Raw genomic sequence first — 17289 nt, forward strand, 5'->3', positions numbered from 1 at the left:
CGGCGGCCCTTCGCTGTCTCGCAGACGGTGACGCCTACTCGGCGGCCTTGGGCGCGTAGCCCATGATCGCCTTGGTCTCCAGGAACTCGTGGAAGGCGAAGTCGCCCCACTCGCGCCCGTTGCCGCTCTGCTTGTAGCCGCCGAAGGGCGCCGTCATGTCCGAGGCGCCGTTGATCGACACCTGGCCGGCCCGGATCTGCCGGGCCACGTCGCGCGCCTTGGCGAGGTCGGCGCCGTTCACATAGCCGGCCAGGCCGTACTCGGTGTCGTTGCCGATACGGATCGCCTGCTCCAGGCTCTCGTAGCCCAGGATCGACAGCACGGGGCCGAAGATCTCTTCCTTGGCGATCGTCATCTCGCTGGTGACGTTGCCGAAGACGGTGGGCTTCACGTAGTGGCCCTTCTCCAGGCCCTCGGGACGGCCCGTGCCGCCCGTGACCAGGGTCGCGCCTTCGTCGACGCCCTTCTGGATGAGGCCCTGGATCTTCTCCCACTGGGTCTTGGAGACCACCGGGCCCATGTTGAAGTTGCCGTTCGGGTCGCCGACGGTGACGTTGTCCGCCGTGGCCTTCGCGACGGCCATCGCCTCGTCCATGCGCTTGGACGGGACCAGCATCCGGGTGGGCGCGTTGCAGCTCTGGCCCGAGTTGGTCATCACGTGCATCACGCCGCGGGCGACGCTCTTTGAGAAGGCGTCGTCGTCCAGCACGATGTTCGGGCTCTTGCCGCCCAGCTCCTGGTGGACGCGCTTGACGGTCGGCGCGGCGTTCTTGGCCACCTCGATACCCGCGCGGGTCGAGCCGGTGAACGAGACCATGTCCACGTCCGGGTGCGTCGAGAGCGGCACGCCCACGCCCAGGCCATCGCCGTGGACGAGGTTGAAGACGCCGGCCGGGACGCCGGCCGCGTGCATGATCTCGGCGAAGATTTGGCCCGAGAACGGCGCCACTTCCGAGGGCTTCAGCACCATGGTGCAGCCCGTGGCGATGGCCGGAGCCACCTTGCAGGCGATCTGGTTCAGCGGCCAGTTCCAGGGCGTGATGAACGAGCAGACGCCGATCGGCTCCTTCACGATCAGGGTCTCGCCGCGGTCTTCCTCGAACTTGAAGTCCTTCAGGATGTTGGCCGCGGTGGCCAGGTGGCCCATGCCGGACGGCACCTGGGCGCGCTGGGCGAGGGAGGCGGGCGCGCCCATCTCCTCGGTGACGGCCGCCGTCAGATCGCCGAAGCGCTTCTGGTACTCGGCCAGGATGCGCTGCAGCACGTCCAGGCGCTCCTCACGGCTGGTCTGCGACCAGGTCTCGAACGCCTTGCGGGCCGCCTTCACCGCCTTGTCGACGTCGGCCGCCGAGCCCAGCGCGATCTTGCCGACCACCTGCTCGGTCGCGGGGTTCTCGACATCGAGGGTCTTCAGCTCGACCGGGTCGACCCATTGGCCGTCGATGTAGAACTTCAGGTACTCGCGCATGCGGTCCTCCTGGACTTTCTTTCTCGTCGCGGGACGTGAAGCCCCGACCGTTCAAACAACCATTTTAATCATCGGCGTGGAGGCGGGAAGCCCCCGACGCTACGTCACAGCTGGTGAATCTGCGGCTGGCCCGCCACCGGCGACCTGGCCTTCAGGACATAGTCGGCCCGGATCGAGCCGATGTAGAGGTCCTTCAGGTCGGCGCCGCCCCAGGTGATGTTGGTCGGGTGGTTGACGATCTTGCCGCCGGGATCGTGGATCACCGTCTCCACCGCGCCCGCCGGCGTGATCGCCACCACCTTGTTCGAAGCCGGCAGGCAGACCCAGAGGTTCCCATCGGCGTCGAAGCCGACGCCGTCGGTGTAGCCGAGGTCGCCGCCATGATCGTCGACGTCCTCGCCGGGGCGCATCAGCCGGCCGAGGATCGGTCCGTACCGCTCGCCGCGTCCGAGCCGCGCGCCGGCCAGCACGGGGAAACGCAGGACGTCCGCGCCGCTGGTCTGGGCGCAGAACAGGTCCTTCTCATCCGCCGACAGCGCCAGCCCGTTCGGAAACTTCAGCCCGTCGGCGACGACGTCGGCCGAGCCGTCGGGCCGCAGCACGAAGATGAAGCCGTCCGCACGCCCGTCCAGCGCCTGCGGCCAGGTTTCGGCGTGGGTGGAGTTGGCGCACCAGATGTTCCCCGCGCGGTCGACGACCGGGTAGTTGGCCGACGTCAGCCGGCGGCCCTCGACCTCGGTCAGCAGGGTCTCGTGCTCCCCCGTGGCGGGGTCGAAGCGCTGCAGCGGCCCGTCCTCGCGGTCGTAGATGCCGAAGTTGGCGATCACGATGCGGCCCTGGGCGTCCATGTTGATCCCGTTGGGCGCCCCGCCCTTCGGTCCGAGGCGGCGGAACGCCCCGCCCGGCAGGAGCTCGGCCACGGCGCACTGGTGGTCGGAGGCGAACACGCGGCCGTCGCGGCTCACGACCACGTCTTCGGGTCTGTCGATGCCGAGCGCGATCTTCTCGAAGGCGTCGACGGGGATCATCGGCGAGGGCATGCGGCGACCTCCGGCGGTTGTCGCCTGAACCTTGAGCGCGACTTCGGCCGTTGGACAAGTCGGCTTGCGGGCGGCCCCTGCGCTCGGTAAAGCCGCGGACGAACATTCGGGAGCCTGACCGTGATCGGCATCTACAGCATCCTCGCCTTCCTCGTCGTGATCGCCGCGCTGAACATCTACGAGTTCGGCCGCCTGGACTAAGGCGCTCAGGAACGGCCTGAGATGGCCAGCCGCGGCGCCGCGCTGGTGACGGGCGGCGCCCGGCGGATCGGCCGGGTGCTGGCGGCGACGGCCGCCGAGGCCGGCTATGACGTCGCCATCCATGTCCGCACGATCGACGACGCCGCCGAGGCCGCGGCCGCCGACGTCCGCGCCCGGGGCCGCCGCGCCACGCTCTTGGCCTGCGACCTGCGCAAGGAATCGACCACCGTCGCCCTGGTCGGCGAGGCCGAGGCCGAGTTGGGCCCCGTCACCCTGCTGGTGAACTCGGCCAGCGTCTTCGAGGAAGACCGCTTCTCGGACTTCAACCGCGCCTCCTGGGACCTGCACCTCGAGACCAACCTGCGCGCGCCCCTGGTTCTGGCCCAGGCCTTCGCCCGCCGGCTGCCGGCCGAGCGCGAAGGCCTCATCGTCAACATCCTCGACCAGCGGGTGCTGAACCCCACCGCCGAGTTCTTCTCCTACAGCCTGAGCAAGGCGGCGCTTTGGGAGGCGACCCGCATGCTGGCCATCGACCTGGCGCCGCGCATCCGGGTCAATGGGATCGGTCCGGGGCCCACGCTGCCCTCGATCCACCAGGACCAGGCGGCCTTCGACGCCGAAGCGGCCGCCACCCTGCTGAAGCGGCCGGTGCCGCCGGACGAGATCGGCCTGGCGCTGCGCTACCTGATCGACGCCTCGGCCGTGACCGGGCAGATGATCGCCGTCGATTCGGGACAGCACCTGTCATGAGCGGGTTCAAGCTGGCGGCCAGCCGGGTCTTCGTCACCGGCGTGAAGGTGCAGGCCGAGATCGGCGTCTATCGGCACGAGATCGGCCGCGTGCAGCCTCTGATCGTCGATGTCGAGCTGGACGTACCCACCGCCGACAGCGACCGCCTGGCCGACACCGTGAACTACGAGACCATCCTGAAGGCGGCGCAGGACGTCGCCGCCGGGGGTCACATCGACCTTGTCGAGACCTTCGCCCACAGGGTGGCCCAGCGCTGCCTGGAGGATGCGCGCGTCCGCCGCGCCCGCGTGCGCATCGAGAAGCCGCTGGCCCTCGCCCCCGACGCCGTCGGCGCCGGCGTGGAGATCGTACTGGAGCGCCCATGACCCCGCTCCTCCCCCGCGCAGCGGGGGAGGAGCTGTTCAAGCGCCCCCTTCCCTCGCGCCGCGGTTGAGGCATGATCGGAGCATCGGGACGGGAGGCTTCACCTATGACGGATCGCCTGGACTACGGGGCCGCGGAAGACCGGACGATGCCGGCCGTGACCTACGCGCTCTACTTTCTGGCCTACGCCACCGGCGTCACGGTGATCATCGGCCTCATCCTGGCCTATGTGCAGCGGGACAGCGCAGGTCCCAAGATGCGCACCCACTACGCCTTCCTCATCCGCACCTTCTGGATGGGCATCGGCTGGGCCTTGATCGGCGCGGCGCTGTTCGTCGTCGGCATCCCGCTGTCGCTGATCCTCATCGGGTTCCCGATGATGTTCCTGGCCTGGGCGATTTGGGCGCTGCTCGGCGTCTGGTACGCGATCCGCCTGGTGGTGGGGGTGATCTACCTTGCACGGGACGAGGCCTACCCGCGGCCCGACACCTGGCTCGCCTGACCTAGCCTCGACGGGGGCGCGCGGCTTATGGTGGCGGCGTGAACGCGCCCGCCGATCCGCGCCTGATCCTCCGCGAAGACGAACTCGACGCGGGTCTCGAGCTCCTGATGCTGTCCGAGGCGGCGGTCTGGGCCGCCGTGGATCAGGGCCTCGCCGACCAGGACCTGGGCCTTGGCCGCTCGCACTGGCGGGCCGCCTTCCTGTTGCGCCGGCGTCCCGGCATCGGCGTCCAGGAGCTCGCGCATCTCACCAGCCTTTCGAAACAGGCCGCCAGCCGCATCCTCGTCGACCTCGCCGCCAAAGGGCTGGTGGAGAAGGCCGCCGGCGACCTGGACGGCCGTCGCCGCACCGCGGTCCTGACCCCGGCGGGCCTCACCTTCGAGGCCGCCATCGCCGAGCGCCTGCGCACCCAGCTGTCCCGCGCCTACCGGGTCGGCGGCCTGGACGGTGTCGCCGCGGCCCGCCGGATCCTCGCGGCGCTCGCCGGCGGCCGCACGCGCAGCCCCAACGCCGGAGGAGGCCTCTAGCATGAGCCTCGGCCAGTCCCATCCGCGCGGCCGCCACCTGCTGGTGGTCGACGACGACGACCGTATCCGCGACCTGCTCAAGGCCTACCTCAGCCGCGCCGGGTTCCGGGTCACGGCGGCCTCGGGCGGGGCGCCCGCCCGGCGGCTGCTCGAAACCCTCGACTTCGACCTCGCCGTGTTCGACGTGATGATGCCGGGCGAGGACGGCTTCTCGCTGACCCGCTGGCTGCGCGACCAGCGGGGCGCCGCCGGCAAGACCCCCGTGCTGATGCTGACCGCCCGCGCGGACTCCGGAGACCGCATCGAAGGCCTGAAGCTCGGCGCCGACGACTACCTGCCCAAGCCGTTCGAGCCCGAGGAGCTGCTGCTGCGCATCGAGGCCATCCTGCGCCGCGCCCAGGATCGGCCGTCGCCCGGCGATACGCTGTCGCTCGGCCGCTGCCGCTTCGATCCGGAACGCGGCGAGCTCACCTGCGACGGCGAGGCCGTGCGCCTGACCGAGGCCGAGATCGCCCTGCTGCGCCAGCTCGCCCGGACGCCCCACGACCCCGTCGACCGCCTGGAGCTCGCCCGCGACAGCGTCGATCCGTCGGGTCGGGCCGTCGACGTCCAGGTCACGCGCCTGCGGCGCAAGATCGAGGAAGACCCCAAGGCTCCCCGCTACCTGCAGACCGTGCGCGGCGTCGGCTACCGCCTCGTCCCCGACTGATGACGTCGTCGCCTGTCACGCGGAGCATCGGGCGCTGGCTGAGGCGGCGGCTGCCGACGACGCTGTTCGGGCGCAGCCTGCTCATCATCGTGCTGCCCATCGCGATCATGCAGATCGCCGTGACCTACGTCTTCTTCGACGCCCACTGGCAGACCGTCACCAGCCGCCTCTCCGAGGGTCTGGCGGGCGACATCGCCTGGGCGGTCGAGAGCTACAAGGACGATCCGCGGCCGGAGGTCTTCGCGCGTCTTTCTCGCCGGGCGGAAGAGTCGATGGGCCTCTCCATCGCCTTTCAGCCCGACCGTACGCTGCCGGCCAGGCGGCGGGAGCCGCCGGTCATCTGGGAGCCGTTCTTCGCGCCGATCGACCGGTCGCTGGAACGGGCGCTCTCCGAACGCCTGGACGATCCGTTCTGGTTCGACACCACCCGCTACCCTGCCTACGTGGACATCCGCGTCGGCGTGCCGGGCGGCGTCATGCGCGTGCTGGCGCCGAGGGACCGCGCCTTCGCGACCCAGGGGCACATCTTCGTGCTCTGGATGACCGTGGCCACGGTGCTGCTGACGGCGCTGGCCATCCTCTTCATCCGCAATCAGGTCCGCGCCATCGAGCGGTTGGCCAATGCGGCCGAGGCTTTCGGGCGCGGCGTCGACCAGCCCAGCTTCAAGCCCCAGGGCGCCAAGGAGGTCCGCCGCGCGGCGCGAGCCTTCCTCGACATGCGCGCCCGCATCCAGCGCCACATCGACCAGCGTACGGCCCTGCTCGCCTCGGTCAGCCACGACCTGCGCACGCCGCTGACCCGCCTGAAGCTGGCGCTCGCCCTGGAAGAGACGAAGGGCGCCGGCGAGATGAAGCGCGACCTCGCCGAGATGGAGCACATGATCGACGAGTATCTCGCCTTCGCCCGCGGCGAGGGCGGCGAGGCGCTGGAGGAAGTGCCGCTGCGCCGGCTGATCGACGAGGTCAGCGAGGGGGCGGTGCGGGCCGGCGCCCAGGTCACGGTGACCGCCGATCCGCAGCTCGCCGCCAGCGTGCGTCCCAACGCCCTGAAGCGGGCGCTGTCGAACCTCGTCATGAACGCCGCCTCCCACGGCCAGCGGGTGGAGGTCGCCGCCCGCCGCCGCGCGCAGGGCGGTCTCGAGATCGTGGTGGACGACGACGGCCCGGGAATCCCGCCCGAGCGGCACGAGGACGCCTTCAAGGCGTTCTCCCGCCTCGACGAGTCCCGCAACCAGAACACCAAGGGCGTGGGCCTGGGCCTGGCCATCGCCCGCGACGTGGCCCGCGGCCACGGCGGCGACATCACCCTCGACCGATCGCCGCTGGGCGGCTTGCGCGCCGTCGTGCGTCTGCCGGGGTAGATTAGGCCACAATCGGAGGAACCTCATGCGTCCCGTCCTGCTCGCCGCCGCCCTCTCGATCGCTGCCGCCGCGCCCGCCTTCGCCGCCGATCCGGTGGAAGGCGAATGGCTCACCCAGGCCGGCACGGCCAAGGTCAAGATCGGTCCCTGCCCCAGCCGCGACGGCCGCATGTGCGGGGTCATCACCTGGGTGCGCACCGCAGGCATGAAGGATGCCGAGAACCCTGACCCGCAGCTTCGCGGCCGGCCGCTCGTCGGCCTGATGATGATCCACAACTTCAAGCCGGCGGGCCCCGGCAAGTGGACCGGCGGCAAGATCTACGACCCGCAGAGCGGCAAGACCTACGATTCCAAGCTGCGCATCAACACCGACGGCACGCTGAAGGTGGAGGGCTGCGTTTTGGTGGTCTGCCAGGCCCAGACCTGGAAGCGCAGCTAGCTTCCGAGCGCCTTCGAGCGCCGCACCGCCGCCCCGACCGCCTCGCGCAGCAGGTCGGGCAGCCCGCCCCTGGCCTGCAGCAGCACGTTCAGCGCCGCCTCGGTGGTGCCGCCCGGCGAGGTGACCTGCCGGCGCAGCTCCGCCGGGTCCTCGCCGGTCTTCGCCAGCAGGGCCGCGGCGCCCGTGAGGGTCGACCGCGCCAGGCGCCGGGCGTCGGCGGCCGACAGTCCCGCCGCCGCGCCCGCGCCCTCCAGGGCCTCGATGAAGGCGTAGAGATAGGCGGGCGCCGAGCCGGACACCGCCGTCGCCGCGTGCATCTGCCCCTCGTCGACAAGGTCGACCACGGCGCCGAGGGGCTCGAAAAGCGCATGGGCGCGGGCCAGCGCGGCGGGGTCGTCGGCGTAGAGGCTGGCCGTGCCCTGGCCGATGGCGGCGGCGGTGGTCGGCATCACGCGCGCCACCGGGCGGCCGCCGAACTCGCGGGAGATGTCGGCCGCCTTCACGCCGGCGGCGATGGACACGATCACCGCGTCTTCGGCGAGCCATGAGGCCGTCTCGGCCGCGGCCTCACGCCAGAGCTGCGGCTTCACCGCCAGCACCACCGTCCGCGCGCGGGCCAGTTCGGCGTCCGGCGGGTTGAGGATCGCGCCGGCCTCGGCCGCGGCGGTCGCCGACGGGCCGGAGTTGGGATCGCGGATCAGCAGGTCGGAGGCCTGGAACGCGCCCGCGGCGCGCCAGCCGTCCAGCATGGCGCCGCCCATGCGGCCGGCGCCCAGCATCAGGATAGGTGTGATCATCGGGCCCGAACCTAGCGGCGCGGTCCCCGATGCGCGAGCGGTCTTACGCCTCGCCGACGGTTTCGAACATGCAGGCGGCGATGGCCTCCTGCGGGCTCTTGGCGCCGCGCAGCATGAAGTCGAACGCCGGGAAGAAGCGGTCGCCCGCCTCCACCGCCACGTCGATCATGGCCGCGGCCTGCGCCAGGCTGGGCTGTTCGCCGGTCATCAGCGCCATGCCGTGCCGGAAGATGATCTCGCCGTCTTCCCAGAGCTCGTAGTGGCCGAGCCAGACGCGGGGATTGATCGCCGCGATCAGCTCCTGGGCCGCCTGCCGCCGCTCGGTGGGGACCGAGAGGTCCATCGAGAGGCAGAGCTGCAGCGTGTCGCCCTCGGGCCGCCACGCGAACCAGAGCTCATAGTCCTTCCAGTCGCCGGCCAGGGTGAAGGCGAGGTCGCCGTCCTCGGTGCGGTCGAAGGGCAGGTTCTCGGCGGTGAGCACGTGCTCGACCACATCGAGAGGATCGTTGGAGAGCAGGACGGTTTCGTCCGACAGGGAGGTGTCCAATTCAGAACCCCTTTCGCTGCGGGCGGGGAGCGGAGATCCGCCCCCGAATCGCCAGCGATACTGAAAGTAATCTGCTTCGTGCGCCGGACGTCATGCTCATATTGCAACGGTCGGCCGCGACGGGCGGGTTGTGCACAGGAAGGGTCAGGCTGCGTCGCCCTTGGCCGCCCGTTTGGGCGCGGCCTTCTCGGCGCGCAGCGCCTCCACTTCCAGCCGGAGGGCCGCGAGTTCGGCCTTCAGGGCGTCGAAATCCTCGCGGCGTACGAGATCGAGCTCGGCGGCGATGCGGTCGGCCTGGCTGCGGAACGCCGCCTTGGCCTCGTCTCCGGCGGCCTGGGCCATGCCCATGGCGGCGGTGGTCAGCTTCGCGAGTTCGTCGAGGATCGGGTTCTGGGTCTGCATTCTGTGTCGTTCTGAGGCGGCGGAGGCCGTCCCTCGTCCTCTATATGGCCCTTCGGGGGTCGAAAGCGAAGGGCTTCTCGTCTAACACCCGCAGTACCAACGCCGGAGCTGCCAAAACCGTGCCGTTTCCCGAGTTCGATCCTGTTCTCGTCCAGCTGGGCCCCATCGCCATCCGCTGGTACGCCCTGGCCTATGTGGCCGGCATCCTGCTGGGCTGGCGCTACGCCGTCGCCATCGTCAAGAACCCGAAGCTGTGGACGCACCGCCCGCCGCCGGTCACGGTCGAGCAGGTGGACGACTTCATCCTGTGGGTGACGCTGGCCATCATCATCGGCGGCCGCCTGGGCCACGTCTTCTTCTACACGCCGCAGCTCATCTGGACCGATCCGCTCGAGATTTTCCAGGTGTGGAACGGCGGAATGAGCTTCCACGGCGGCGCGCTGGGCGTCTTCCTGGCGATCATCCTCTTCTCGCTCCGCAACAGGATCGACCTGTGGCGGCTGGGCGACGTCGTCGCGGCCGTGGTGCCGATCGGGCTGTTCTTCGGCCGCGTGGCCAACTTCATCAACGGCGAGCTCTGGGGCCGCACCACCGACGTCCCCTGGGCCGTCGTCTTCTGCAACCAGCGCATCCAGGAGACCCTGGGCTGGTGCCCCGCCGGCCTGGAGCCGCGCCACCCCAGCCAGCTCTACGAGGCGGCCCTGGAAGGCGTCGTGCTCTTCCTCATCCTCCGCTGGGCGACGCACGGCGCGAAGCTGCTCAACCGCCGCGGCGTGGTGATGGGCCTGTTCGTCACCTTCTACGCCCTCTTCCGCATCAGCCTGGAGAACGTGCGCCAGCCCGACGCCGGCCTCGAGAACCTGCCGCTCGGCCTGACCATGGGCATCTACCTGTCGATCCCGATGCTGATGTTCGGCCTGTGGCTGATCTGGCGGGGGATGCGCGAGGCGCTGCCGACCGCGCGCGAGGCCAATGCCCCTGCGTGACAAGCTGGCGGCGCAGATCGCCGCCGGCGGCCCGCTGACGGTCGCCCAGTACATGACCGCCTGCCTGCACGACCCGGAGTTCGGCTACTACGCCACGCGTCCGGCGCTGGGCGAAGGCGGCGATTTCGTCACCGCCCCCCTGGTCAGCCAGATGTTCGGCGAGCTGATCGGCGTCTGGGCCGCGGTCGCCTGGCAGCTCCGGGGCGGGCCCTCCGAGGTCCGCCTCGTCGAGATGGGCCCGGGCGACGGCACGCTGATGAGCGACATCCTGCGGGCCGGCCGCATGGCGCCCGGTTTCCTGGACGCCGCAGACGTCTGGCTGGTCGAGACCTCCGGCCCGCTCCAGGACCTCCAGGCGGCGAAGCTCGGGGACCAGGTCCGCTGGGCGAAGTCGCTGGACGAGGTCCCCGGCGGCGCGCCGCTGATCCTGGTCGCCAACGAGCTGCTGGACTGCCTGCCGGTCCGCCAGTTCGTCCGCACCGCCACCGGCTGGGCCGAACAGCTCGTGGGCCTGGGGGAAGACGGCGGCCTCGCCTTCGGCCTCTCGCAGACGCCGGCCGCCGGCCTGCTGCCCGACGCGCGAGAAGGGTCCGTCTTCGAGCAGTCCGCCGCCCAGGAGGCGCTGGGCTCCGAACTCGGCGCGCGTCTCGTCCGCGACGGCGGGGCCGCCCTGCTGATCGACTACGGTCGCGACATGCCGGGCTTCGGCGACACGCTGCAGGCGCTGAAGCGGCACGAGAGGGTGGACGTCCTGGCCTGTCCCGGCGAGGCCGACCTCACGGTCCACGCCGACTTCCCGGCCGTGATGACCGCCGCGGGGCGGGAGGGCGCCGAGACGGCGATCCTCACCCAGGCCGCGCTCCTCGCCCGCCTCGGGATCGGCGAGCGCGCCGAGGCCCTGGTCCGCGCCCGGCCGGACAAGGCGCCCGTCATCGGTCGTCAGCTGAACCGCCTCGTCGCCGCCGACCAGATGGGCGAGCTGTTCAAGGCCTGCTGCATCCATTCGCCCGGCTGGACGCCGCCGGCGTTCGAAGAGGATTGAACTTGAGCGCGCTGCCCGTCCTCACCTCGTCCCTGCTCGACCTGCCGGGGATCCGCCACGCCTTCTTCACCCGCCAGGGCGGCGTGTCCGAGGGGATCTACGCCGGTCTGAACGTGGGCGTGGGCTCGAGCGACGATCCCGCCGCCGTACAGGAGAATCGCCGCCGCGCGGCCGAGCATCTGAAGGGGACGCTGGTGACCGCCTACCAGGTGCACTCGCCCACCGCCCTCGTGACGGACGGCCCCTGGCCGGCCGGCCCGCCTCAGGCGGACGCCGTGGTCAGCGCCACGCCGGGCGTCATCTGCGGGGCGCTCTCGGCGGATTGCGCACCGATCCTGCTGGCCGACCCCGACGCCCGCGTGGTCGCCGCCGCCCACGCCGGCTGGAAGGGCGCGCTCACCGGCGTCGCCGAGGCCGCCATCGCCCGGATGGAGAGCCTGGGCGCCCGCCGCGACAACATCCGCGCCGCCGTCGGCCCCTGCATCGGGCCTCAGTCGTACGAGGTCGGCCTGGAGTTCGCCCACCGCTTCCTGCAGGCCGACAGCGCCTATGCGAAGTTCTTCCATTCCGGGCTCACGGACGACAAGCGCATGTTCGACCTGCCGGGCTTCGTGCTGGCCAGGCTGAAGGCGGCCGGCGTTCGCCGGTGCGAGTGGATCGGCCGCGACACCTGCGCCGAAGAGGACCTCTTCTTCTCCAACCGGCGCGCCTTCAAACGGGGCGAGCCGGACTACGGACGGCTCCTGTCGGCGATCGTGCTGGCGTAGCTAGACTCTCGGCCCGCCCCTGCTACAAGCGCGCGCATCAAGGCATCTGGGGGTCCGATGAAGCTGCTGGCCGGCAACTCCAACCGCACCTTGGCGCAGGCGGTGGCCTCCCACCTCGACCTGCCCCTGACGCGGGCCCAGGTGAAGCGATTCCCCGACAACGAGGTGTGGGTCACCATCGACGAGAACGTCCGCGGCGAGGACGTCTTCGTGCTCCAGTCGACCAGCTACCCGGCCAACGACAACCTGATGGAGCTCTTGATCTGCATCGACGCGCTGAAGCGCGCGTCGGCCCGGCGGATCACGGCCGTGATGCCCTACTTCGGCTACGCCCGGCAGGACCGGAAGACCGGCGGCCGGACGCCGATCTCGGCCAAGCTGGTGGCCAACCTGATCACCCGGGCGGGCGCCGACCGGGTGCTGACCATGGATCTCCACTCGGGCCAGATCCAGGGCTTCTTCGACATCCCGACCGACAACCTTCAGTCGGCGCCGCTGATGGCCGCCGACATCAAGGCCAACTACGCCAAGGCCGACGAGCTGCTGATCGTGTCGCCCGACGTCGGCGGGGTGGTGCGCGCCCTGGCCGTCGCCAGCCGGCTGAACGCCGACCTGGCCATCGTCGACAAGCGCCGCTCGGGCCCGGGCAAGTCGGAAGTCGCCAACATCATCGGCGACGTCACCGGCCGCCGGCTGGTCATCTTCGACGACATCGTCGATTCGGCCGGCACGCTGTGCTCGGCGGCGCAGTCGCTGATGGACGCCGGCGCGGCCGAGGTGTCCGCCTACATCACCCACGGCGTGCTGTCGGGCATCGCCGCCGAGCGCGTGAAGAACTCGGTGCTGAAGGAACTGGTGATCACCGATTCCATCGAGGCTTCCGACGAGGTCGGCGCCTGCGAGAAGATCCGGACGGTGGGCTGCGCCGCCCTGATCGGCGAGGCGATCCGCCGCATCGCCAACGAAGAGTCCGTCTCCAAACTCTTCGACTGAGACAACCTGCCCTTGCAGCGACGCTTGCTCAGCAAGAGTTTACCAAGTTAGGGCACGTTGGCCGGGGGGCAGGTGCTAAGATTCGACCACTCGTAAGAGGGGGGAGCCTCCCAATGCCGTCCTTCGTCCAACTGGGCGTCCAAGCTCGCCGCGCGCTCGCCGCGGCCGCGATCGCCGCGGCCGCCGTGCTCGCCAGCTGCGCCGAGCCGCCGCCCGTGATCACCCCGCCCCCGGCGCCGCCGCCGGTGGCCCTGTCGCCCAAGCTGATCGAGCAGGCCAGCGCCTATCGCCGCTACGTCCAGACCGCCTCGGCGATCTCGCCTGCGTTCGTGGACGGCGATGCGGTCGCCCATGGCGTGCGCACCGGCGCCGCCTACGAGCCGCAGCAGCTGCTGCGCGGGGCGATCTCCTACGGGGCCGTCGTGGCCCTGCAGGATCCCGGCTTCGTGGCCGGCGTGCAGACCTACGCCGCCGACCCGACTCAGCGCCGCACCATCGCCTACGAGATCATGAAGGACCCGGCCTACGTGATCGGCATCCAGGGCTCGTCCGGCGCCGCCGGCATGGTCATGGGCGCGCTGGGCGAGGACGGCCGCAAGCTGCTCGCCCAGGGCAAGGCCGTGCGCCAGGCGGCCTACGACGTTCAGCGCGCCGCCTGGTCCAAGAAGGACGTCGCCGGCCGCGACGCCCGCCTGAGCCTCGCCAAGCAGCTCTCCGCCACGCCGGTGATGGGCGACACTACCGAGACGGCGCGGCTGCAGCAGGCGGTGACCCAGCGCGGCGCCCTGGGCGTGAGCGGCCAGACGGCCGCCCCGCCCTATACGCCTGTGGTGGTGCGCTCGATGGCGGTGGCCGCCCTCGCGGTGCTGGGCTTCGCCGACGACGCCAGCCTGGAACAGGTGATGCCGATCCTGGCCGACCCGAACGCCGCCACCTGCCTGAACATGTCCAAGCTCAACCTCTACCAGTGCCTGGCGGTCTCCAAGCCGCACTACGAGGACGTGTTCTGCCTGGGCGTGCACAGCCTGATGGACACCGGCCGCTGCGTGATGAAGAGCGCCGGCGTGGCCGAGCCGGTGGAGGCTCCCACCAAGCTCACCGAGGCCGCGCCGGCGAAGGCGACGCCCGTCTCGACCCGGCGGTGAAAGCCGCCTGACTTTTCAGGGCCCCGGCCGTTGCGCAGGCCGGGGCTTTTGTGTATCTACGCGCACCTTTCGACCCGGACGGGTCTTTCGGAATTCCGTCGCCGCGCGGTTCGCGCGGCGGCTTCGTTTTGAGGCAAGGCCATGGCCGAGATCGTTTTGAACGTTGAAGTGCGCGAAGGGACCGGTTCCGGCAACGCGCGCGCCACCCGCCGCTCGGGCCTGGTGCCCGGCGTCCTGTACGGCGGCGACAAGGCCCCCGTGGCCATCGCGGTGAAGTCCAACGAGTTCCGCAAGGCGCTCTACACGGGCAAGCTCCTGGGCCACCTGGTGACCCTGAAGTACGGCTCCGAGACCCAGCCGGTCATCGCCAAGGCCGTGGACATGCACCCGGTCACCGACGAGCCGTGGCACTTCGACCTGTACCGGGTCGACGAGCACCAGCAGATCAAGATCGAAGTGCCCGTGCACTTCACCAACCAGGAAGAGGCGCCGGGCCTGAAGCGCGGTGGCACCCTGAACATCGCCCTGCACACCCTGACGGTGTCCTGCCCGGCCGATTCGATCCCGGAAGAGATCGTGTTCGACCTGACCGGCCTCGACATCGGCGCGACCATCCGCGTCGCCGACCTGAAGCTGCCGGCCAAGGCCGAGGCGGCGATCGACGGCGAAACCGTGGTGGCCAGCGTGGCCGGCGCCATGGCCGAAGTCACCGAAGAGGCGGCTGAAGGCGAAGGCGAAGCGGCGGCCGAGGGCGGCGAGGGCTAATCACCCTCGCTCCGGCGATGCTGCTGATCGCAGGCCTGGGCAATCCTGGCCCGACCTACGCGAAGAACCGCCACAACGTCGGCTTCATGGCCGTGGACGAGATCGCGCGCCGCTGGGGGTTCTCAGCGGCGCGTTCGCGTTTCCAGAGCCAGGCGTCCGAAGGCTCCATCGACACGCCGCAGGGCGCCGTCCGCGCGCTGATCCTGAAGCCCCAGACCTACTACAACGAGAGCGGCCGCGCCGTGGGCGAGGCCATGAAGTTCTTCAAGCTGAAGCCCGCCGACGTGGTCGTCTTCTACGACGAGATCGACCTCGCGCCCGGCCGTTTCCGCATGAAGACCGGCGGCGGCGCGGCGGGCAACAACGGCATCCGCTCGGTCGGGAGCCAGATCGGCCCCGACTTCCGCCGCGCCCGCCTGGGCACGGGCCATCCCGGCCAGAAGGAGCTGGTGCACGGCCACGTGCTCTCCGACTTCCACAAGGCCGAGATGAAGTGGCTGGAGCCTCTTCTGCAGGCCTGCGCCGACGCCCTGCCGCTGCTGGCGGTCGGCGACGACGAGAAGTACCAGGCCGAGGTCATGCGCCTCGCCCCGGCCGAAAAGGTCGACCCCCGGAAGCTCGCGCGCGGGGAATGACGCCTCGGGCGACCCGTGCTAGGTCCGCCGCCACTCAAGGAACTGCGAAAGTCTCATGGCTCTGAAAGTCGCCATCGTCGGCCTGCCCAACGTGGGCAAGTCGACCCTGTTCAACGCGCTGACCCAGACCGCCGCGGCCCAGGCGGCGAACTATCCGTTCTGCACCATCGAGCCGAACGTCGGCGACGTGGCCGTGCCCGAGCCGCGCCTGGAAAAGCTGGCCGCCATCATCCCGTCCAAGGAGATCATCCCGGCGCGCATGAACTTCGTCGACATCGCCGGCCTGGTGCGCGGCGCGTCCAAGGGCGAAGGCCTCGGCAATCAGTTCCTGGCCAACATCCGCGACTGCGACGCCGTGGCGTTCGTGGCCCGCTGCTTCATCGACGACGACATCACCCACGTCGAGGGCAAGGTCGACCCGCTGGCCGACCTCGAGACCATCGAGACCGAGCTGATGCTGGCCGACCTGGAAAGCCTGGAGAAGCGGGTCGTCAACCTGGAGAAGCGCGCAAAGACCGGCGACAAGGAGAGCGCCCAGACGCTGCGCCTCGTCCAGGTGGCGCTGGCCGAGCTCAACGCCGGCCGCCCGGCGCGGAAGGCCGAGATCTCCGCCGAGGACGAGAAGGCCTGGCGGATGCTGCAGCTGCTGACGTCGAAGCCGGCGCTCTACGTCTCCAACGTCGACGAAGCCTCGGCGGCCACGGGCAACGAGCTGTCGGCGGCGGTGGCCGAGCGGGCCAAGCGCGACGGCGCCGACCATGTGATCATCTCGGCCCAGATCGAGAGCGAGATCGCCATGCTCGATCCCGCCGAGCGCACCGAGTTCCTCGAGACCCTCGGCCTCGACGAGCCGGGCCTGAACAAGCTCATCCGTGAGGCCTACCACCTGCTCGGCCTGCAGACCTACTTCACCGTCGGCCCCAAGGAAGCGCGCGCCTGGACCATCCACAAGGGCGACACCGCCCCGCAGGCGGCCGGCGTCATCCACACGGACTTCGAGAAGGGCTTCATCCGCGCCGAGACGATCGCCTACGAGGACTATGTGGCCCTCAAGGGCGAGGCCGGAGCCCGCGACGCCGGCAAGCTCCGCTCCGAGGGCAAGGAGTATGTCGTCAGGGACGGCGATGTGATGAACTTCCGGTTCAACGTGTAGAGCGAAGCAGAAGGGGCGGGACACATGGCTGAGACGATCACCCTCACCGGGGCCGACGGGTTCGAGTTTTCCGCCTATCACGAGCCCGCCTTCACGCCCCACAAGGGCGGCGTGATCGTGCTGCAGGAGATCTTCGGCATCGACCGCCACGTCCGCGCCGACGTCGAGCGCTGGGCCAAGATGGGCTACGAGGCGATCGCGCCGTCGCTGTTCGACCGCCGCGAGCGCAACTTCACCGCCGCCCATGATCCCGAGGGCCTGCAGGCTGGGCTCGCGCACGCCCGCGCCACGCCTCTGGACCAGGCGCTGAGCGATATCGCCGCCTGCCGCGACTTCCTGGGCAAGCATGGCGGCAAGGTGCATGTGGTGGGCTACTGCTACGGCGGCTCGCTCGCCTGGCTGGCCGCGGCCAAGGTCGAAGGCCTCGCCGCCTGTTCCAGCTATTACGGAAGCCTCGTGCAGGCGAACGCCGGGCTGAAGCCGCTCTGCCCGGTGATCGTCCACCTGGGCCGCACCGACCCCGGCATTCCGGCCGACGAGGTGGCCGCTGCGCTTGCCGCCGAGAACCCGGACGTCCCGGTCTACATCTACGAAGGCGCCGGCCACGGCTTCAACAACGAGAGCCCCGAGCGCTACAACGCCGAGGCCGCCGACCTCGCCCGCCACAGGACCCTCGAGCTGTTCGACAAGGCGTGAG

Annotated in this window: 21 protein-coding genes; 16 read left to right on the plus strand and 5 right to left on the minus strand. The window is 70.4% G+C overall.

From position 1 onward, the window contains the following. Positions 1-34: 34 nt before the first annotated feature. A complete protein-coding gene (locus tag ACO2Q0_RS18990; RefSeq protein ID WP_423353077.1) occupies positions 35-1468 on the minus strand; it encodes an aldehyde dehydrogenase family protein in 1434 nt (477 codons plus the stop codon). Positions 1469-1572: 104 nt separating this feature from the next. Then, positions 1573-2508 carry an SMP-30/gluconolactonase/LRE family protein gene (locus ACO2Q0_RS18995; protein ID WP_423353078.1) on the minus strand — a complete coding sequence of 312 codons (936 nt, stop codon included), beginning with the start codon at positions 2506-2508 and terminating at the stop codon, positions 1573-1575. A gap of 222 nt (positions 2509-2730) precedes the next feature. Here ACO2Q0_RS18995 and ACO2Q0_RS19000 point away from each other — a divergent pair, with 222 nt between their 5' ends. The 7 genes from ACO2Q0_RS19000 (at position 2731) to ACO2Q0_RS19030 (ending at position 7360) form a co-directional block, all read left to right on the plus strand. Continuing rightward, on the plus strand, positions 2731-3459 hold the full coding sequence (locus ACO2Q0_RS19000; RefSeq protein WP_423353079.1) for an SDR family oxidoreductase: 729 nt from the start codon (positions 2731-2733) through the stop codon (positions 3457-3459). Continuing rightward, positions 3456-3824 carry a dihydroneopterin aldolase gene (gene folB, locus ACO2Q0_RS19005; RefSeq protein WP_423353080.1) on the plus strand — a complete coding sequence of 123 codons (369 nt, stop codon included), beginning with the start codon at positions 3456-3458 and terminating at the stop codon, positions 3822-3824. Before ACO2Q0_RS19000 ends, folB begins: the two co-directional genes overlap by 4 nt. A 104-nt stretch (positions 3825-3928) precedes the next feature. Further along, the gene (locus tag ACO2Q0_RS19010; RefSeq protein WP_423353081.1) at positions 3929-4324 is read left to right on the plus strand and encodes a DUF4870 family protein; all 396 of its coding nucleotides are present in this window, start codon (positions 3929-3931) and stop codon (positions 4322-4324) included. Positions 4325-4362: 38 nt separating this feature from the next. Continuing rightward, a complete protein-coding gene (locus ACO2Q0_RS19015; protein ID WP_423353082.1) occupies positions 4363-4851 on the plus strand; it encodes a MarR family winged helix-turn-helix transcriptional regulator in 489 nt (162 codons plus the stop codon). A 1-nt stretch (position 4852) separates the two neighbouring features. Beyond that, positions 4853-5560, plus strand: coding sequence for a response regulator (locus tag ACO2Q0_RS19020; protein ID WP_423353083.1), 708 nt, complete (start codon positions 4853-4855; stop codon positions 5558-5560). Next, positions 5560-6921, plus strand: a complete 1362-nt coding sequence (locus ACO2Q0_RS19025; RefSeq protein WP_423353084.1) for an ATP-binding protein — start codon at positions 5560-5562, stop codon at positions 6919-6921. The genes ACO2Q0_RS19020 and ACO2Q0_RS19025 overlap by 1 nt, the downstream gene beginning before the upstream one ends. A gap of 25 nt (positions 6922-6946) precedes the next feature. After that, positions 6947-7360: a DUF2147 domain-containing protein gene (locus ACO2Q0_RS19030; RefSeq protein WP_423353085.1), complete on the plus strand. Its 414-nt coding sequence runs from the start codon at positions 6947-6949 to the stop codon at positions 7358-7360. Here ACO2Q0_RS19030 and proC read toward each other — a convergent pair. The 3 genes from proC to ACO2Q0_RS19045 form a co-directional block, all read right to left on the minus strand. After that, positions 7357-8154 carry a pyrroline-5-carboxylate reductase gene (proC, locus tag ACO2Q0_RS19035; RefSeq protein WP_423353357.1) on the minus strand — a complete coding sequence of 266 codons (798 nt, stop codon included), beginning with the start codon at positions 8152-8154 and terminating at the stop codon, positions 7357-7359. The two genes, ACO2Q0_RS19030 and proC, sit on opposite strands and share 4 nt — an antisense overlap. A gap of 46 nt (positions 8155-8200) precedes the next feature. Beyond that, on the minus strand, positions 8201-8704 hold the full coding sequence (locus ACO2Q0_RS19040) for a YbjN domain-containing protein (RefSeq protein WP_423353086.1): 504 nt from the start codon (positions 8702-8704) through the stop codon (positions 8201-8203). 144 nt (positions 8705-8848) lie between these two features. After that, positions 8849-9106 (minus strand): accessory factor UbiK family protein, encoded by a 258-nt coding sequence (locus ACO2Q0_RS19045; protein WP_423353087.1) that lies wholly within the window; start codon positions 9104-9106, stop codon positions 8849-8851. Positions 9107-9225: 119 nt separating this feature from the next. Between ACO2Q0_RS19045 and lgt the strand changes: the two genes are divergently transcribed. The 9 genes from lgt to ACO2Q0_RS19090 all read left to right on the plus strand — a co-directional run bounded on the left by lgt (position 9226) and on the right by ACO2Q0_RS19090 (position 17288). Continuing rightward, a complete protein-coding gene (gene lgt / locus ACO2Q0_RS19050) occupies positions 9226-10092 on the plus strand; it encodes a prolipoprotein diacylglyceryl transferase (RefSeq protein WP_423353088.1) in 867 nt (288 codons plus the stop codon). Next, positions 10079-11134: a class I SAM-dependent methyltransferase gene (locus tag ACO2Q0_RS19055; protein ID WP_423353089.1), complete on the plus strand. Its 1056-nt coding sequence runs from the start codon at positions 10079-10081 to the stop codon at positions 11132-11134. The genes lgt and ACO2Q0_RS19055 overlap by 14 nt, the downstream gene beginning before the upstream one ends. Before the next feature lie 2 nt (positions 11135-11136). Next, a complete protein-coding gene (gene pgeF, locus ACO2Q0_RS19060; RefSeq protein WP_423353090.1) occupies positions 11137-11901 on the plus strand; it encodes a peptidoglycan editing factor PgeF in 765 nt (254 codons plus the stop codon). A 57-nt stretch (positions 11902-11958) separates the two neighbouring features. Then, a complete protein-coding gene (locus tag ACO2Q0_RS19065) occupies positions 11959-12894 on the plus strand; it encodes a ribose-phosphate pyrophosphokinase (RefSeq protein WP_423353091.1) in 936 nt (311 codons plus the stop codon). Between the two features lie 113 nt (positions 12895-13007). Further along, positions 13008-14039, plus strand: coding sequence for a hypothetical protein (locus ACO2Q0_RS19070; protein ID WP_423353092.1), 1032 nt, complete (start codon positions 13008-13010; stop codon positions 14037-14039). Between the two features lie 141 nt (positions 14040-14180). Next, positions 14181-14804 carry a 50S ribosomal protein L25/general stress protein Ctc gene (locus ACO2Q0_RS19075; protein WP_423353093.1) on the plus strand — a complete coding sequence of 208 codons (624 nt, stop codon included), beginning with the start codon at positions 14181-14183 and terminating at the stop codon, positions 14802-14804. Positions 14805-14821: 17 nt separating this feature from the next. Then, positions 14822-15439 carry an aminoacyl-tRNA hydrolase gene (gene pth / locus ACO2Q0_RS19080; RefSeq protein WP_423353094.1) on the plus strand — a complete coding sequence of 206 codons (618 nt, stop codon included), beginning with the start codon at positions 14822-14824 and terminating at the stop codon, positions 15437-15439. A gap of 55 nt (positions 15440-15494) precedes the next feature. Further along, positions 15495-16592: a redox-regulated ATPase YchF gene (gene ychF / locus ACO2Q0_RS19085; protein ID WP_423353095.1), complete on the plus strand. Its 1098-nt coding sequence runs from the start codon at positions 15495-15497 to the stop codon at positions 16590-16592. A 24-nt stretch (positions 16593-16616) separates the two neighbouring features. After that, positions 16617-17288, plus strand: coding sequence for a dienelactone hydrolase family protein (locus ACO2Q0_RS19090; protein WP_423353096.1), 672 nt, complete (start codon positions 16617-16619; stop codon positions 17286-17288). The last annotated feature ends 1 nt before the right edge of the window (position 17289 follow it).

Origin of the sequence: Phenylobacterium sp. VNQ135 (assembly GCF_049445735.1) — a bacterium.
Lineage (GTDB): Bacteria > Pseudomonadota > Alphaproteobacteria > Caulobacterales > Caulobacteraceae > Phenylobacterium.

Coding starts and splice junctions, on each gene's coding strand:
- ACO2Q0_RS18990 (WP_423353077.1), bottom strand. CDS start 1,468: ATGCGCGAGTACCTGAAGTTCTACATCGACGGCCAATGGGTCGACCCG.
- ACO2Q0_RS18995 (WP_423353078.1), bottom strand. CDS start 2,508: ATGCCCTCGCCGATGATCCCCGTCGACGCCTTCGAGAAGATCGCGCTC.
- ACO2Q0_RS19000 (WP_423353079.1), top strand. CDS start 2,731: ATGGCCAGCCGCGGCGCCGCGCTGGTGACGGGCGGCGCCCGGCGGATC.
- folB (WP_423353080.1), top strand. CDS start 3,456: ATGAGCGGGTTCAAGCTGGCGGCCAGCCGGGTCTTCGTCACCGGCGTG.
- ACO2Q0_RS19010 (WP_423353081.1), top strand. CDS start 3,929: ATGACGGATCGCCTGGACTACGGGGCCGCGGAAGACCGGACGATGCCG.
- ACO2Q0_RS19020 (WP_423353083.1), top strand. CDS start 4,853: ATGAGCCTCGGCCAGTCCCATCCGCGCGGCCGCCACCTGCTGGTGGTC.
- ACO2Q0_RS19025 (WP_423353084.1), top strand. CDS start 5,560: ATGACGTCGTCGCCTGTCACGCGGAGCATCGGGCGCTGGCTGAGGCGG.
- ACO2Q0_RS19030 (WP_423353085.1), top strand. CDS start 6,947: ATGCGTCCCGTCCTGCTCGCCGCCGCCCTCTCGATCGCTGCCGCCGCG.
- ACO2Q0_RS19045 (WP_423353087.1), bottom strand. CDS start 9,106: ATGCAGACCCAGAACCCGATCCTCGACGAACTCGCGAAGCTGACCACC.
- ACO2Q0_RS19055 (WP_423353089.1), top strand. CDS start 10,079: ATGCCCCTGCGTGACAAGCTGGCGGCGCAGATCGCCGCCGGCGGCCCG.
- ACO2Q0_RS19065 (WP_423353091.1), top strand. CDS start 11,959: ATGAAGCTGCTGGCCGGCAACTCCAACCGCACCTTGGCGCAGGCGGTG.
- ACO2Q0_RS19070 (WP_423353092.1), top strand. CDS start 13,008: ATGCCGTCCTTCGTCCAACTGGGCGTCCAAGCTCGCCGCGCGCTCGCC.
- ACO2Q0_RS19075 (WP_423353093.1), top strand. CDS start 14,181: ATGGCCGAGATCGTTTTGAACGTTGAAGTGCGCGAAGGGACCGGTTCC.
- pth (WP_423353094.1), top strand. CDS start 14,822: ATGCTGCTGATCGCAGGCCTGGGCAATCCTGGCCCGACCTACGCGAAG.
- ychF (WP_423353095.1), top strand. CDS start 15,495: ATGGCTCTGAAAGTCGCCATCGTCGGCCTGCCCAACGTGGGCAAGTCG.
- ACO2Q0_RS19090 (WP_423353096.1), top strand. CDS start 16,617: ATGGCTGAGACGATCACCCTCACCGGGGCCGACGGGTTCGAGTTTTCC.